Below are 13,984 nucleotides of genomic sequence, written 5' to 3' on the forward strand. Positions count from 1 at the left end.
GTCATGAGGCCTCGGTTGTCGCGGCGCGGTAGGCGCGCCAGGAGCCGTGGGCGGTGATGTCGATGAGTTCGGGCAGGTCGGCGAAGTCGTCTCGCAGGCGCATGCCGAGGGCTTCGGTGCCGTCGGCCATGCCGACGACGCCGAGTTCGAGGTCGGCCGGTTCGGCCGGCAGGAGGGAGGTGCGCAGGACGGTGAGGTCGATGTCGTAGAGCTCGCCTTCGATGGCCGCGCCTTCGCCTTCGGGGGCGGGTTGGAGGGCGGGGTGGTCGTCGCCGACCGAGTGGAGGCGGTAGATCGGGAGTGTCGTGGCGGGGCCGACGAAGGGGGCGCCGCCGATGAGGTGGTGGAGGTTGCCGCCTTTCATGCCTCCTCCGTTGAGGAACATGTGGACCATCGGTGACTCCTTCGGTGTTCGGTGATGCCGGTGCCGATACTGCCTGGTGCTGGTGCGGCGCTCAGTGGTGGATGGGGCCTTGGGCTTCGGTGAGGAAGCCGGCTCGGGCGTCGTTGCGGACGGCGACGATCTCGGCGACGATCGACAGGGCGGTCTCGTCGGCGGTGCGGCCGTTGAGGTCGAGGCCGATGGGTGAGCGGAGTCGTGTGAGCGCCTCCTCCCCCAGGCCGGCTTCGCGGAGTCGTTCGAGGCGGTCGCGGTGGGTCGCCCGGGAGCCGAGGGCGCCGATGTACCCGGCGTCGGAGGTGAGGGCGCGTTCGAGGAGAGGGAGGTCGAACTTCTCGTCGTGGGTGAGGACGACGACGGCCGTGGTGGGCTCGATCTTGGTCTTGTCGAAGTGGCGGTGGGGCCAGTCCACGATGACCGCGTCGGCTTCGGGGAAGCGGATCTCCGTGGCGAACACGGGTCGCGCGTCGCAGACGGTGACTCGGAATCCGACGGTCTTGGCGATTCGCACGATCGGGGCGGCGAAGTCGATGGCGCCGTAGATGAAGAGGTCGGGTGGCGGCGTGTAGGCCTCGACGGCGAATCGGCCGACGCGCCCTGAGGTGGCCGGGAGGTCGATCGCGCCGAGTTCGAGGTGGCCGGCGAAGCCGTTGGCGCTGATGGCGACCGCGGCGCCGAGGTCGGGGCCTTCGACGGCGCGGACGAGGGAGACGGGTTCGCCCGCGAGGATCGCGTCGAGGGCGGCGGCGATGGCGGTGTCGTCCGGTTCGACGCGGACGGTGAGCACGTCCATGGAGCCGCCGCAGGTGATGCCCAGGTAGAACTGCTCTTCCTCGGTGGAGCCGAAGGATTCGGTCTGGGCCGTGCCGGTTTCGAGGATCTCGAGGCAGCGGGTGTAGACGGCGGCTTCGACGCAGCCGCCCGAGACGCCGCCCACGGCCGTGCCGTCGCCGTCGACGGCGAGCGCGGTGCCGAGCGGGCGGGGCGAGGACCCTTCGGTGCCGACGACCGAGGCCAGGGCGAAGGGTTTCCCGGCGTCCATCCAGGCGCGCAGTGTCGTTGCGATGTCCCTCATGGCTGCCTCCCGAAGTGGCTGGTCAGGTGTTCGGGCCTGACCGGGATCTGTGTGAGTGCGAGGCCCGTGGCGTCGCGGATCGCGGCGACGATCGCGGGTGTGGAGGAGAGCGTGGGCGGTTCGCCGGCGCCCCGGAGCCCGTAGGGCGCTTCGGGGTCGGCGTTCTCGACGATGCGCAGGCGCATCGAGGGCATGTCGAGGATGGTGGGGATGAGGTAGTCGGTGAAGGAGGCGTTCTTGACGCGGCCTTCCGCGATGATCATCTCTTCCATGACGGCGAGGCCGAGGCCTTGCGCGGAGCCGCCGTGGATCTGGCCTTCGAGGGCGACGGGGTTCATGATCTTGCCGACGTCCTGGACGCAGGTGAGGTCCACGACCTTGACGAGGCCGAGTTCCACGTCGACGTCGACGGTGGCGCGGTGGACGCACAGCGCGAGTTGGACGTGGGATTCGCCTTGGCCCGTAACGGCGTCCATGGGTTTGGTGGCGCGGTGGCGGAAGACCCGGGTGGCTTCGAGGGGCCCGTCGGCGAGGTCGTGGTCGGCCCACAGCGCGCGGACGGCCTCGGCGGCGGCTTTGACGGCGCCGCCGGTCATGTAGGACTGGCGGGAGGCCGAGGAGGATCCGGCGGAGCCGACCTTCGTGTCGTTGGGGAGCAGTTCGACGCGGTCGATGCCGAGTTCGGTGCGGACGATCTGGGTCTGGAGGGTCCAGTGCCCCTGCCCGACCTCGGCGGCGGCGGTGTGGACGAACGCGACGGGCTCGCCGTCGACGAGTTCGAGGCGGATGCGGGCGGTCGAGTAGTCGTCGAAGCCTTCGGAGTAGCAGACGTTCTTGAGGCCGACGCCGTAGCCGACGCCGCGGCGCACGCCTTCGCCGTGCGTGGTGTTGCCGACGCCGCCGGGCAGGTCGACGATGTCGCGCCCGGCGGGGACGGGCGGTACGGGGATGTCCTTGAAGCGGCCGAGCATGTCGGCGAGCGGCGAGAACGGCCGGCCGGAGTCGGCCCGTTCGGGGTCGTACGCGTCGACGATCTGCCCGGTGATGAGCTTGGAGCCCTGGGCGACCGCGTTGCGGCGGCGGATCTCCACGGGCGTGATGCCGAGCGCCTCAGCGAGGGCGTCCATTTGGGACTCGTAGGCGAAGCAGGTCTGGACGCCGCCGAAGCCGCGCATCGCCCCGCACGGCGGGTTGTTGGTGCGCGCGCCCCACGCGTCGATGACCACGTTCTCGACCTCGTAGGGCCCCACCGCGAGTGAGGCGGCGTTGCCGACCACGGCCTCGGTGGTGGAGGCGTAGGCGCCGCCGTCGAGGACGATGCGGGCCTTGACGTACAGCAGTCTCCCGTCCGCGTCGGCGGCGTGCTCGTAGCGCATCCGGGCCGGGTGGCGGTGGACGTGGCCGACGAAGGACTCGGCGCGGTCGTACATCATCTTCACCGGCCGACCGGTCGCGAGCGCGAGCATCGCCATGTGGGCCTGCACCGAGAGGTCTTCGCGGGCACCGAAAGCGCCGCCGATCCCCGCGATCACCATGTGGATCCGCTCCGGCTCCAGGCCGAGGCACGGCGCGAGCTGCTCGAGGTCGGAGTGCACCCACTGGGTGGCGACGTGCAGTTCGACGCCGCCGTCGCCCGTGGGCAGGGCCGCACCGGATTCGGGGCCGAGCGGCGCCTGGTCCTGCATGCCGACCACGTATTCGCGGACGACCACCGCGGCCGGAGCCTGCGCGTCGGGATCGCCCAGGCGCACCGGCTGGTACCGGAAGTAGTTCCCGTTCTCGACGGCTTCCTCAGGGTCGCAGCGGGGTTCGAGCTGCTCGTAGTCGACGGCGATCAGTTCGGCGGCGCGGCGGGCGAGGTCGAGGGTCTCGGCGGCGATGATCGCGACCGGCTCGCCCTGGTAGTTCACGTCGTCGGCGGCGAGCACGGGCTGGTCGGCCTCGATGAGTCCGTAGTGGAGCTTCCCGGGGACGTCGGCGGCGGTGAGGACGGCCGCGACCCCGGGGAGGGCCATCGCGGGGACGGTGTCGATGGAGCGGATGCGGGCCCGGGGGTGGGGGCTGCGGAGGGTGTGGCCCCACAGCATCCGGTCGAAGCTGAGGTCGGAGGCGTAGTCGAACGCGCCGTTGACCTTCGCTTCGGCGTCAGGACGGATCGGCGACTGCCCCACGGTCCCGGCCGGCCCAGTCCGGGACGCGGGCCGGTCGGGGGCGGTGATGGTCGCGTGAGGTGTGGTTGGGGTTCCGACCCCGCCGGCTGCCCTGCGCAGCGGGGTCGGAAACTCGGGGGCCACGGCGACCGGTGCGGCCTCGGCGCGGTCACGGGCGGCGGTGGCGTGGTTGGGGACAGCGCCATGGAGGGCGGCGCTGCGGGGTGCGGCGTGGTCAGACATTCCCGGCCTCCCTGAGGTTCGCGCTGGCGGTGGCGAGGTCGGCGGCGAGCGTCGCGGTGTCGGCGGTGCGCAGTTCGCCGCGTTCGACCACCGGGTTCCCGGCGACGGTGAGGAGCCGCAGCGGCGCGGGCGGCCCGAGTACCAGGGCCGCAACGGGATCGGCGATGCCGGCGTGGCCGAGTCCGGTGAGGTCCCACAAGGCGATGTCGGCCTGCTTGCCGACTTCGAGCGAGCCGATCTCGGCGTCGCGTCCGAGGACGCGGGCGCCGCCGATCGTGCCGAGACGCAGGGCAGTGCGGGCGTCCATGGCGTGCGGTCCCTTGAGTTGCCTTGCGGTGTACAGGGCTTGGCGCAGTTCCTCGCCGAGGTGCCCGGCCTCCTGACTGGCGGCGCCGTCGACGCCGAGGCCGACGGGAATGCCGGCGTCGAGCATGGCGGGGACGTCGGCGAGGCCGGTGCCCAAGCGGGCGTTGGAGGACGGGCAGTGGGCGACGCCGGTGCCGGCCGCGCCGAGGCGGCGCTGGGCGTCGGGCGAGAGATGCACGGCGTGGGCGAGCCACACGTCGTCGGCGATCCAGCCGACCTTGTCCATGTACTCGACCGGGTCGCAGCCGTGGACGCGCTCGCAGAACTCGGCTTCGTCGAGGGTCTCGCACAGGTGGGTGTGGAGGCGGACGTGCTTGTCGCGGGCGAGGGCCGCGGATTCGCGCAGCAGGTCGGTGGAGACCGAGAACGGCGAACAGGGGGCGACCGCGATGCGCAGCATCGAGTCGGGGGCGGGGTCGTGGTGGCGGTCGATCGCGTCGGCGGTGGCGGTGAGCGCGGCGTCGATGTCCTCGACGATGTGGTCGGGCGGCAGGCCGCCGTCGCTCACGCCGCGGTCCATCGACCCGCGGGCCAGGTGCAGGCGCACCCCGATCCGGGTGGCGGCCGCGACCTGGACCTCGATGAGGTCGGCGGCGTGGCCGGAGGGGTAGACGTAGTGGTGGTCGGCGGCGGTGGTGCACCCGGAGAGGGCGAGCCACGCGAGACCGGCGGCGTTCGAGGCCGCGACGTGCTGCGGGCCGATGCGCGCCCACACCGGGTAGAGGTCCACGAGCCACTCGAAGAGCGTGTGGTCGGTCGCGTAACCCCTGGTCGCCCACTGGTAGAGGTGGTGGTGGGTGTTCACGAGGCCGGGCGTGGCCAGGCAGCCCGACCCGTCGATGCGCTGGGCCCCTTCGATGTGCGGGGCCGGGCCCGCGCCGACGGCGGTGATGACGCCGTTCTGGACGAGGACGTGCCCAAGGCGGTGCTCGGTGCCGGCGGCGTCGACCGCGGCCACCGCGGCGTTCTCGATCACCAAGGCGCTCATCGCATGTCCCCCATCGCTTCGGCCGCGACGTGCACCGCGTCGATGATCTTCTCGTAGCCCGTGCACCGGCACAGGTTCCCCGCCAGCGCCTCGCGGATCTGGGAGTCGCTCGGAGCGGCCTCGCGGTCGAGCAGGTCGGCGACCGACACGAGGAGCCCGGGGGTGCAGAACCCGCATTGCACGGCCCCGCACGAGACGAAGGCGTCGCGCACCGGCCGGGGCACCGCGCCGACCACGGTCTTCACTTCGCGGCCTTCGCATTGCGCGGTGGCCACCAGGCAGGAGCACACCGGGTCGCCGTCGAGCAGCACCGTGCACGATCCGCATTCGCCCTGCTCACAGGCGTTCTTGGAGCCGGTCATGCCGAGCCGGTCGCGCAAGGTGGTGAGCAGGCTCTCGCCGGGCCGGTCGATGTCGGCCGCGGCGGCCGCGCCGTCGATCCGCATGGTCACTCGCATCAGCTGCTCCTTTCATGGGCGGCGGTCCACACCCGGCGCAGGGCGCGGGCGGCGCACACCGCCAGGGCGTGGCGCCGGTAGGCGGCGGTGCCGCGGACGTCGTCGATGGGTCGGGCCGCGGCGGCGACGCGGCGGCCGAACTCCTCGGCGAGCGCGTCGTTGAACAGGCCCGGCCGCGACCAGGGCAGTTCGATCCGGTCGGCTTCGGGCGCGGTGAGCGGCGTGGGTCCGGCCGAGCCGATCCCGGTGCCGAGGCGCCGTTGGTCCAGGTCGAGGGCGACCGCGAGCGAGCAGACCGCGATCACCATGGCGTTGCGCGTCCCCACTTTCAGGAACTGCTGCGGCCCGGCAGCTTTGGGCACCGTGACGGCCGTGATCAGCTCGCCGGGTTCGAGAACGCTGCGTTTGGGGCCGGTGAAGAACGCGGCGACCGGCACGGTGCGCCTGCCTGCGGCCGAGGCGATCTCGATGGCCGCGCCCGTCGCCAGCAGCGGCGGGTGGCCGTCGCCCGCCGGGGACGCGGTGGCGAGGTTGCCGCCGAGCGTGCCGCGGTTGCGGATCTGCGGCGAGCCGACGGTCCGCGAGGCGGCCGCGAGGCCCGGCAGGACGGTGGCGAGTTCGGCCACGATCCGGGCGTAGGGGACGCCGGAGCCGATGCGGACCGCGTCGCCTTCGTCGGTCCATTCGCGCAGCTCGGCGAGCCCGGTGAGGTCGAGCATCGCCGCCGGCCGGGTGTGGCGGTAGTTGACCGCGACCATGAGGTCGGTGCCGCCCGCCAGCGGGACGGCCTCGATGTGCGCGGCGAGCAGCCGCAGGGCCTCGTCCAGGTCGGCGGGCCGGTGGAAGTCGAAGTCCGCGCGGACGGGAGCGGTGCCGGACGCTGCAGTGAAGGACGCTGTCATGCCGCCTCCCTTCGGACCGTGCCCTCGATCAGCCCGTAGGGCAGGTCCCCGGCCTGGAAGACCACGCCGGGGTTGTCGAGACCGAACCGGCCGAGGTCGAACAGGTAGTGGTGCCGGTTCGGCAGCGACAGGCGCACCTCTCGGACCTCGGGGATCGTCTTCAGTATGCGCTCGCCGACGGCGTAGAGGGTCTGTTGCAGCGAGAGCGAGTAGGTGTCCGCGAAGGCCGCGAGCAGGGCCCCGCGCGCCCTGGTGAACGCGTGGTCGTAGAAGGCGCTGTCGTAGACGGCGCCGTCGGGTGCTTCTGCGGCGTAATCCCAGGTGGCGGTCACCGCGGTCGCCAGGACGCGGTCGTCGGTCTCGGGCAGGGTCGTGTACTCGTCGACGAGGAAGCCGCTGAACTCCGAGTCGGTGGTGTTGAGCAGCAGCAGGTCCCGCACGCCCGCGGCGGTCCGTACGGCCCCGCCGCCGTAGACGACCTCGGTCGTGCGCAGCTCGCCGCCTTCGCCCCTGGTGAAGGAGTGGTCGCCGACGCGCGTCCACGCGTGCTCCTCGATCTGGACGCGCGCGGAGGTGATCGACGGGGTCGCGTCCACGAAATGCCGGGCCAGGCGCTCGGCGAACACCTCGATCGCGCCGACGCCCTCCCGCGCGAACGCGTACACCGTGTTCTTCTGCGTGTCCGTGGGCAGCACGCCCGCGTTGTCGCCGGTGTAGTGGGTGGCGTCGAGGTCGCCCGAAAGCGCGGTGTGCACGGTCAGGTCCCGCAGGTCATGGCGCGAGGATTCGCGCCCGACGCGCACCAGGCGTACGCCGGACTTGCCGTAGTTGTTGGGGCCCAACGTGAATTCGGGGGTCGGCATGGCTAGCTACCTCGGTACGTGGAGTAGGCGAAGGGGCTCAGCAGCAGCGGCACGTGGCTGTGGCCCTCGGCGGCGGTGAAGCTGATCTCGACCTCCGGGTAGAACGTGGCGACGTCGATGCCTGCGAACCATTCGCCGGTGTCGAACCGCAGCTTGTGCGGGCCCGGTCCGGTCTCCCAGCCCGAGACGCGGCCGTCCGCGTCGGTCAGGGCCGAGGCGACCGCGGTGAAGCCGTCGCCTTCCCACTTGAACAGGGTGATCCGGACGCCTTCGGCGGGTCGGCCCTCCACGGCGTACAGGACATGGGAGGACACGGTGCACGAGGCGGTCACGGGCGCACCGCCTTCTCCAGGCGCAACGCCACGATCTTGCGCAGTTCGGCGACCGACTCACGCTGCTCGGTCATGTCGTCGCTTCCCAAGCGGCGCTTGGCCTCAGCGAGGATCTCCTCCCCGGTCAGGCCCGTCGCGCAGATGAGGAACACCCGCCCGAACCGGCGCTCATACGCCGCGTTCACGTCCGCGATCTCGGCCCGCACCGCCGCGTCCGCGGCCAGCGCCCGGGACTGCTCGCCCCGCGACCACTGGTCCTCGCCGGCCGGTTTCGGCCTGCCGATGGGCGGGTGCGCGGCGTGCGCGACGGCGATCTCCGCGTCGTCCAGCTCGTCGAACCCCGCCAGAGCGGCGGCCCGCAATGCGGCCACCGACCCGTACGGGCGGCCCGACGCGAGCTTCTCGGCCCACGCCCGCGACGCGCAGCAGGCGGTGAGCACCTCCACCGCGTCCTCCGCGTCAGCGGTGTTGAACGCTCCGAGCGTCCACATCGGCGCCTCCTGGTCCACTCTCCATCGACGGCTCGTCACCCTCACCGTCGCACGAACATCGCCGTGCTGGGTAAGTGAAGCCGAAACCCGAGGCAGCGACCATTGTCGTCGGCTATGAAACCTTGGTTTCCCCGCCGTTAAATGCTGGAGGATCGTCTAAAGACTCCAGCTGAGCGGCGCTATGGTGGACTTGCCTACCGCGTCCCGACGCGCCTGATCAGGCCGGACCCCAGGGGGCCAACACCATGCGACTCCGTTCACTGCTGCAGATGCCCGAGCTGGGCCTGACCCTGGTCTCCGGGCGGCACCACCTCGACCGCGAGATCCGCTGGGTCGTGCCCACGGACATGCACGACCCCCGCCGGTACCTCTCCGGCGGCGAGCTGGTCCTCACCGGTTTGATGTGGCGCCGCGCCGAGACCGACTCGGACACGTTCGTGCGCAACCTGATCGCGGCCGGGGTCACGGCGCTCGGCGCGGGCGACCACCCCGAGTTCCACGCCGTCCCGGACGATCTGGTGGACGCGTGCGCCCGCCACGACCTGCCGCTGTTCGCCGTCGACGCCGCGGTGGCGTTCGCGGAGATCACCGAGCGGATCGTGCAGCGGCTCTCGGTGGGGCGCTCGAGCGACCTCGCTTCGCTGCTCGACCGGCACCGACGGCTGATCGCGGCCGACGGGATCGGGCAGATCCTCGAACTCATCCGCAACGAGCTGGGCATGGAGTGCCTGGTGCTCTCGCCGACCGGGCGGCCGCTGCGCGGCGGGCTCGAGTTGAGCGAGATCGACCGGGCCACGGTCGTGGCCCGCGCTCACGCGGCCGAGCGGCTCCCGCAGAAGGTCACGCTCGACCGGCACCGCTGCCACTCGGTGTTCGGCATCGGCTCGACGCTCCACACCGGACGATTCCTGGTCATCGATGACGACCACACGCGCTGGGCGCCCGAGCGGCGCCTCGTCGCCGAGCAGCTCGCGGCCCTGCTCATGCTCGAACTCGACGACCCGGCGGTCCGGCCCGCTCCCCACGTCGAGCTCGTGACCGCGTTGAAGGAAGGCCGCATCGACGAGCACCTGATGCGCTCGGCCGGCCTGCCGGTGGGCGGCGGCGTCACCGTCATCGCGGCCGTCGGGGAACCCGCGGCGCTGCGCGAAGTCATGGTCGCCGAGATGCTGCACGTCGCGACCGGCAGTCTCGAGGAAGACCCCGAGCCGTCAGCTGACAACCTCGAGGGCGATCCGCTCGAGCCGCCCGCCGCCGCCTGGGCCAGCCACGGGGACGAGACCATCGCCGTGCTCGCAGGCCCCGCCGGTTCCGCCGAGGAACGGGGCCGGCTCCTGGAGTGGTCGCGGCACTGCGCCACGGTGCTCAGCGCGGCCGGAATCGGGGTGAACGGCGCCGTCAGCGTCGGCCTCGCCGACCCCGTCCGCGCCCCCGAAGGCCTCTGCGGCGCACTCGAACAGGCCCGGCACACCACCGCGCTCGCGCAGCCGCGCCCCGGCGGCGTCGACGTCGCCGAACCCGACCACCTCGTCTCCCACCGGATGCTCCTGGCCGCCGTCCCGCCCGACGTCAGCAAGGCGTTCCGCACCCGCGTGCTCGACCCCCTGCTCGAATACGACGCCCACCACCGCTCCGACCTCGTGGCGACCCTCCGGCGCTTCCTCGAATGCGACGGCTCCTGGCGCCAATGCGCCGCGAGCCTGCACCTGCACGTCAACACCGTCAGGTACCGCATGCGCCGCGTCGAAGAACTCACCGGCCGCGACCTGCGCAACCCCCTCGACCGGATGGACCTCGCCCTGGCCGTGAGCCTCGGCTGAGCCGAATGAACGCGGTCCCGCCACGAAGGCGGGATCATCGAAGGGGGGACAAGATATGAAGAACACCGCAGGGCTGGTACTCGCCGCAGGCGGAGGCACGCGCTTCGGCCGGCCGAAGGCCCTGATCGAATTCGACGGGCGCAGCCTGCTCGACCGCGCCGTCGCGACCTTGCACACCGGCGGGTGCCGCCAGGTCCTCGCCGTGCTCGGCGCCGGGGCCGAGCAGGCGCTTGCCGCCGCCACGGAAGCGTTCACGCCCGTGCTCAACCGGCGCTGGGGGCAAGGGCTGTCGACCTCGCTCAAAGCCGGGCTCGCGGCGGTCCCGGAACGGTACGACGGAGTCGTCGTGACCCTCGTGGACCAGCCGCGCATCGCCCCCGAAGCGGTCCGGCGCATCATCGCCGCCGCGGAAGAGGGCGCCGCGATCGCCGTCGCCGTCTACGCGGGGCGCCGCGGGCACCCGATGTACTTCGCGCGCGAGCACCTCGACGCGATCGCCGCCGGGGCCGTGGGCGACCGAGGGGCACGCGACTTCCTCGCCGCCAACGCCGCCCTCGTGCGCGAGGTCGAATGCCCGGGCGACCCGGTCGACGTCGACACCCCGGCAGACCTTGAGGCGCTCACGCGGCTGCCGAGGATCAACCCGCAGTCATCACCGCCGAAGCTGGTGGGCCGCAGCTGACCCCGCGTCAAGGACCCGCACCGCTGCCAGCGTCGTCAGCGGTGCGCTACCAGGTCTAAGCCGCGAACCAGAGGTCGATCTCGCGCTTCGCCGACTCCTCGGAGTCCGAGGCGTGGATGAGGTTCTGCTGGTTCGACACCGAGAAGTCCCCGCGGATCGTGCCCGGCTCGGCCTTGCGCCCGTCAGTGGCCCCCGCGAGCTTGCGCACCACCGGGATCGCCTCGTCGCCCGAGACCACCAGGCTCACCAGCGGACCGGACGTCATGAACGACTTCAGGCCCGCGTAGTACTCGCGGCCCACGTGCTCGGCGTAGTGCGCGTCGGAGAGCGCCGCGTCCATCGTCCGCAGCCGCAGCTCCTCGACGCGCAGCCCCTTGCGCTCCAGGCGGGACAGGACCTCGCCGATGAGCCCGCGACGGACGGCGTCGGGTTTGATCAGGACGAGCGTGCGCTGGTCGGCCACGGCAGGACTCCTCGAAATTGTCAGTCGGATTGTGGCTGCCATCGTAAGCGATGTTGTGTCTGTTGCCTCACCCACGTACGATTCACGTTGCAACCCGGTTCTCCCAGTTGTGGATGAGGTGTCCCCGATGGCCCGAGGCAGCCAACCACCGCGACCGGCCCCACGGTCTTCCAAGGCGCCCAGCAGAGGCGGCGCGAAAGCCGGAGCCGCGAGAGGCGGGGCGAAAGGCACCGCGAAAGGCGGTGCCAAAGGCGGCGCCAAAGCGGGCGGCGTCCGCAAGGCCGCCCCCACCAAGGCGATGCCGCGCGGCGCCCGCCAACCGGTCGGGCGAGGCGCCACGGCCGAGCAGCTGCGCCAACAGCGCGTCATGCTCGACCAGCAACGGCGCCAACGCGAAGCCCGCTGGTGGGCGATCAACCAGAACGCGCTCAAAGACCTCCACTCCCGGCAGCACCATTCGGCCGGAGGCGAGGCGATCGGCACGACCCTCAACGGCGACAGGCGGATGCGCTGGCGCACCTCCCACGCGGTCGGCGCGATCACTTTACTGATCCTCTCGTTCTTCTTCGCTTCGATGGCGGTCGGCGCGCAGAGCGTCGGCATCGCCGTACTCGCGTTCTCGTGCTTCGCGGGCTGCATCGCGTTCATCACCGTGGAGCATTCCGCGCGCCGTTTCCCGCAGCCGGTCCCGGCCCCGCCGCTGATCGGGCAGCACCGGCTCGAGGACCTGATCGTGGAGGACGACCCGCCGCGGCCGGCCCCCGCGAAGGAACCGGCCCCGAGTTCGCTCGACGACCTGTTCCAGCCTTCAGAGCGCCCTGAGGCGGCAGAACCGTCGCGGGCGGAGGCGGCACCGGGCAGGGTCGCACCGATGCGGGCCCCCGAGCCGCAAGTCGTGGTCGTGTCGGAGCCGGTGGAAACCGTTGCGGTCGAACCGGAACCGATGCGGGCCGAGGCGCCCGCCCGGACCGCGATCACCGAACCGGTGGACGCCGAACTCGTCGACGAGGAACCGGAACCTCCGGGTCCGCCCGTCGCCGAGTCCGCGCCGCTGCCTAACGATCCTCCTCCTGCCGCCGGGGCGTTCTCACTCCCGAGCGAGCAGATCGGCGGCACCCGCGGCCCGACCGGGAGCGGCGCCACCGAGTCCGCCGCGCCCGCGCCGCCCCCCGCGGACCCGTCCCCGCCCCGCGGGCCGATCGCCGAGGCCGCCACGCGGCTCAAAGCGCCCTCGCCGCCGCGCCAGCGGACCTCCAGCGAAGGCACCAGCCTCACCCGCGACCTGGCCGAACTGCTCCTGTCCGAGCAGCGGCTGGGCGGCACCGACGTCACCGACGTGGCCGCCACCCTGGTCGTGGCCGACCTCCAGCGCTCGGTCGAGTTCTACACGGACGCTTTGGGACTCCACATCGCCGACCGCACCGACGAGGCCGCCATCCTCGACGCCGGATTCGGCAAGATCCTGCTGTGGGAGCGGCCCGACGCGCCGCCCGGCGAGACCGGGGTCATGCATCTGACGTTCGAGGTCGGCGACATCGACGCCACGTTCGCGGAGATGAACGAGGCCGGCGTCGAGTTCCTGCACCTGCCGCGCACCGCGCTGCTCGGCCAGAACTACGAGATGCGGGCCGCGGCCTTCCGCGACCCCGACGGCCACGGCCTGGCCATCACCGAGCACCGGGAGCGCGACTGACCTTCCGGCCCAAGTGAACGGAGCGAACGCCCATGCTCATCGTCGGCGAGATCCACACCGCCCTGCTGCCGCATTCGCGCCCGCTCACGCCCGAGGAGGCCCGCGCGGCCCTGTCGCTGGCCGTCGGCGAGACCGTCGTCCAATGGGCGCGGCCCGTCCCGCACACGGCGTCGCCGACGCTCCTGCACGGCGTCGACTGCCGACTCCCCTTGGGCCCCAAGCCCGACAGCCACCACACCGAGGAGGACGACCGCAACGGCTCGCTCCGGGCCGTCGGCTCGGTGGCCTCGCGGGCGGTCCTCACCGGCGGGCAACTGCTCCAGGGCTCGGCCTGGGCCTCCGTGTCGCTCTCCCCGCAGCCGCGGCGGATGCCCTGGTCGTACTACCTCGCCAAACCCGGGACGCTGGAGACGATCGGGAAGTTCGACGCCCGCCGCCTCGCCGAGGGCTACCTCGTGGCCGAGAACCGGGCCGACCGCGCGAAACTCCTGGACACGGCCGCCGTCGCGCGCCACTCGATCCACGACGTGCTCGCCCGGCCCATGTTCGACCAGCGCCCGCCGATCAAGACCGGCTCCACCCGGCTGCGCTGGGCCGCGGTCACCGACCCCGCCACGGGTGAGGCCGTCGCGTTCCGCTTGGCGGGCAACGACAGGCGGCGCCTGAGCATGATCACCGGGCCGGTCGACCCCGAGCGGGTCGCGGCCGCCGCCGAGGACCTCGCCGTCCACGACTGGCTGCTCACCGCCGTCGCGGCGCGCATCGCGCTCGCGAAGATCGGGGAGGACTCCCGGCACACGCTGCGCACGCTCCGGCCCGTCGTCGACCACCTCCTGCACCTGTGGGCGGCCGGCGCCCGCACCTCGCCGGACCTCGGATTCATGTGGGACGCATTGGAACGGCGCCCCGGCCTGACGAGGCAGTGGACGACGATGACCGAGCGCGTGCGCTCCCAGATCGACTACGGCGCGGCCGACCTCTCCGCGCAGATCCTCGACATGCTGGAGCAGCGCCAGCGCCAGGGCGGCGGCTCCGGCAGCTTCTACCGCAGCTGATGG

Annotated in this window: 14 protein-coding genes; 4 read left to right on the plus strand and 10 right to left on the minus strand. The window is 72.2% G+C overall.

Going from position 1 to position 13,984, the window contains the following annotated elements; all coding sequences use genetic code 11:
• Nucleotide 1 precedes the first annotated feature (1 nt).
• The 9 genes from ACFO8M_RS06175 to uraD all read right to left on the minus strand — a co-directional run bounded on the left by ACFO8M_RS06175 (nucleotide 2) and on the right by uraD (nucleotide 8,268).
• Nucleotides 2-394 (minus strand): allophanate hydrolase-related protein, encoded by a 393-nt coding sequence (locus ACFO8M_RS06175; RefSeq protein WP_387972014.1) that lies wholly within the window; start codon nucleotides 392-394, stop codon nucleotides 2-4.
• A 61-nt stretch (nucleotides 395-455) separates the two neighbouring features.
• Nucleotides 456-1,475, minus strand: a complete 1,020-nt coding sequence (locus tag ACFO8M_RS06180; protein WP_387972017.1) for an XdhC family protein — start codon at nucleotides 1,473-1,475, stop codon at nucleotides 456-458.
• Nucleotides 1,472-3,868: a molybdopterin cofactor-binding domain-containing protein gene (locus ACFO8M_RS06185; protein WP_387972020.1), complete on the minus strand. Its 2,397-nt coding sequence runs from the start codon at nucleotides 3,866-3,868 to the stop codon at nucleotides 1,472-1,474. Before ACFO8M_RS06185 ends, ACFO8M_RS06180 begins: the two co-directional genes overlap by 4 nt.
• Nucleotides 3,861-5,222, minus strand: a complete 1,362-nt coding sequence (locus tag ACFO8M_RS06190; RefSeq protein WP_387972023.1) for an 8-oxoguanine deaminase — start codon at nucleotides 5,220-5,222, stop codon at nucleotides 3,861-3,863. The genes ACFO8M_RS06185 and ACFO8M_RS06190 overlap by 8 nt, the downstream gene beginning before the upstream one ends.
• Nucleotides 5,219-5,680, minus strand: coding sequence for a (2Fe-2S)-binding protein (locus ACFO8M_RS06195; RefSeq protein ID WP_387972026.1), 462 nt, complete (start codon nucleotides 5,678-5,680; stop codon nucleotides 5,219-5,221). Before ACFO8M_RS06195 ends, ACFO8M_RS06190 begins: the two co-directional genes overlap by 4 nt.
• Nucleotides 5,680-6,582: an FAD binding domain-containing protein gene (locus ACFO8M_RS06200; protein WP_387972029.1), complete on the minus strand. Its 903-nt coding sequence runs from the start codon at nucleotides 6,580-6,582 to the stop codon at nucleotides 5,680-5,682. Before ACFO8M_RS06200 ends, ACFO8M_RS06195 begins: the two co-directional genes overlap by 1 nt.
• Complete coding sequence (gene pucL / locus ACFO8M_RS06205) at nucleotides 6,579-7,445, minus strand: factor-independent urate hydroxylase (protein ID WP_387972031.1); 867 nt, start codon at nucleotides 7,443-7,445, stop codon at nucleotides 6,579-6,581. The genes ACFO8M_RS06200 and pucL overlap by 4 nt, the downstream gene beginning before the upstream one ends.
• Before the next feature lie 2 nt (nucleotides 7,446-7,447).
• Nucleotides 7,448-7,777, minus strand: a complete 330-nt coding sequence (gene uraH / locus ACFO8M_RS06210) for a hydroxyisourate hydrolase (protein ID WP_387972034.1) — start codon at nucleotides 7,775-7,777, stop codon at nucleotides 7,448-7,450.
• Complete coding sequence (uraD, locus tag ACFO8M_RS06215; RefSeq protein WP_387972037.1) at nucleotides 7,774-8,268, minus strand: 2-oxo-4-hydroxy-4-carboxy-5-ureidoimidazoline decarboxylase; 495 nt, start codon at nucleotides 8,266-8,268, stop codon at nucleotides 7,774-7,776. The genes uraH and uraD overlap by 4 nt, the downstream gene beginning before the upstream one ends.
• Before the next feature lie 245 nt (nucleotides 8,269-8,513).
• Between uraD and ACFO8M_RS06220 the strand changes: the two genes are divergently transcribed.
• Nucleotides 8,514-10,088 (plus strand): PucR family transcriptional regulator, encoded by a 1,575-nt coding sequence (locus ACFO8M_RS06220; protein ID WP_387972040.1) that lies wholly within the window; start codon nucleotides 8,514-8,516, stop codon nucleotides 10,086-10,088.
• Nucleotides 10,089-10,143: 55 nt separating this feature from the next.
• Nucleotides 10,144-10,770 (plus strand): nucleotidyltransferase family protein, encoded by a 627-nt coding sequence (locus ACFO8M_RS06225; protein ID WP_387972043.1) that lies wholly within the window; start codon nucleotides 10,144-10,146, stop codon nucleotides 10,768-10,770.
• A 55-nt stretch (nucleotides 10,771-10,825) separates the two neighbouring features.
• Here the strand turns inward: ACFO8M_RS06225 and ndk are convergent, their stop codons facing one another.
• Entirely contained in the window at nucleotides 10,826-11,275 is a 450-nt protein-coding gene (ndk, locus tag ACFO8M_RS06230) for a nucleoside-diphosphate kinase (protein ID WP_387972046.1), read from the minus strand.
• 85 nt (nucleotides 11,276-11,360) lie between these two features.
• Here ndk and ACFO8M_RS06235 point away from each other — a divergent pair, with 85 nt between their 5' ends.
• Together ACFO8M_RS06235 and ACFO8M_RS06240 are read left to right on the plus strand one after the other, a co-directional pair.
• Nucleotides 11,361-12,926 carry a VOC family protein gene (locus ACFO8M_RS06235; RefSeq protein WP_387972049.1) on the plus strand — a complete coding sequence of 522 codons (1,566 nt, stop codon included), beginning with the start codon at nucleotides 11,361-11,363 and terminating at the stop codon, nucleotides 12,924-12,926.
• Nucleotides 12,927-12,958: 32 nt separating this feature from the next.
• Nucleotides 12,959-13,981 carry an SCO2521 family protein gene (locus tag ACFO8M_RS06240; protein WP_387972052.1) on the plus strand — a complete coding sequence of 341 codons (1,023 nt, stop codon included), beginning with the start codon at nucleotides 12,959-12,961 and terminating at the stop codon, nucleotides 13,979-13,981.
• Nucleotides 13,982-13,984 lie beyond the last annotated feature (3 nt).

The organism is Glycomyces rhizosphaerae (genome assembly GCF_042647865.1).
GTDB classification, from domain to species: domain Bacteria; phylum Actinomycetota; class Actinomycetes; order Mycobacteriales; family Micromonosporaceae; genus Glycomyces; species Glycomyces rhizosphaerae.

Excerpts from the sequence above, each read along its gene's own strand:
- ACFO8M_RS06225 (WP_387972043.1), top strand. The coding sequence starts at position 10,144 with ATGAAGAACACCGCAGGGCTGGTACTCGCCGCAGGCGGAGGCACGCGC.
- ACFO8M_RS06185 (WP_387972020.1), bottom strand. The coding sequence starts at position 3,868 with ATGTCTGACCACGCCGCACCCCGCAGCGCCGCCCTCCATGGCGCTGTC.
- ACFO8M_RS06175 (WP_387972014.1), bottom strand. The coding sequence starts at position 394 with ATGGTCCACATGTTCCTCAACGGAGGAGGCATGAAAGGCGGCAACCTC.
- ACFO8M_RS06200 (WP_387972029.1), bottom strand. The coding sequence starts at position 6,582 with ATGACAGCGTCCTTCACTGCAGCGTCCGGCACCGCTCCCGTCCGCGCG.
- ACFO8M_RS06195 (WP_387972026.1), bottom strand. The coding sequence starts at position 5,680 with ATGCGAGTGACCATGCGGATCGACGGCGCGGCCGCCGCGGCCGACATC.
- ACFO8M_RS06240 (WP_387972052.1), top strand. The coding sequence starts at position 12,959 with ATGCTCATCGTCGGCGAGATCCACACCGCCCTGCTGCCGCATTCGCGC.
- ndk (WP_387972046.1), bottom strand. The coding sequence starts at position 11,275 with ATGGCAGCCACAATCCGACTGACAATTTCGAGGAGTCCTGCCGTGGCC.
- ACFO8M_RS06235 (WP_387972049.1), top strand. The coding sequence starts at position 11,361 with ATGGCCCGAGGCAGCCAACCACCGCGACCGGCCCCACGGTCTTCCAAG.
- ACFO8M_RS06190 (WP_387972023.1), bottom strand. The coding sequence starts at position 5,222 with ATGAGCGCCTTGGTGATCGAGAACGCCGCGGTGGCCGCGGTCGACGCC.
- uraD (WP_387972037.1), bottom strand. The coding sequence starts at position 8,268 with ATGTGGACGCTCGGAGCGTTCAACACCGCTGACGCGGAGGACGCGGTG.
- pucL (WP_387972031.1), bottom strand. The coding sequence starts at position 7,445 with ATGCCGACCCCCGAATTCACGTTGGGCCCCAACAACTACGGCAAGTCC.
- ACFO8M_RS06180 (WP_387972017.1), bottom strand. The coding sequence starts at position 1,475 with ATGAGGGACATCGCAACGACACTGCGCGCCTGGATGGACGCCGGGAAA.
- ACFO8M_RS06220 (WP_387972040.1), top strand. The coding sequence starts at position 8,514 with ATGCGACTCCGTTCACTGCTGCAGATGCCCGAGCTGGGCCTGACCCTG.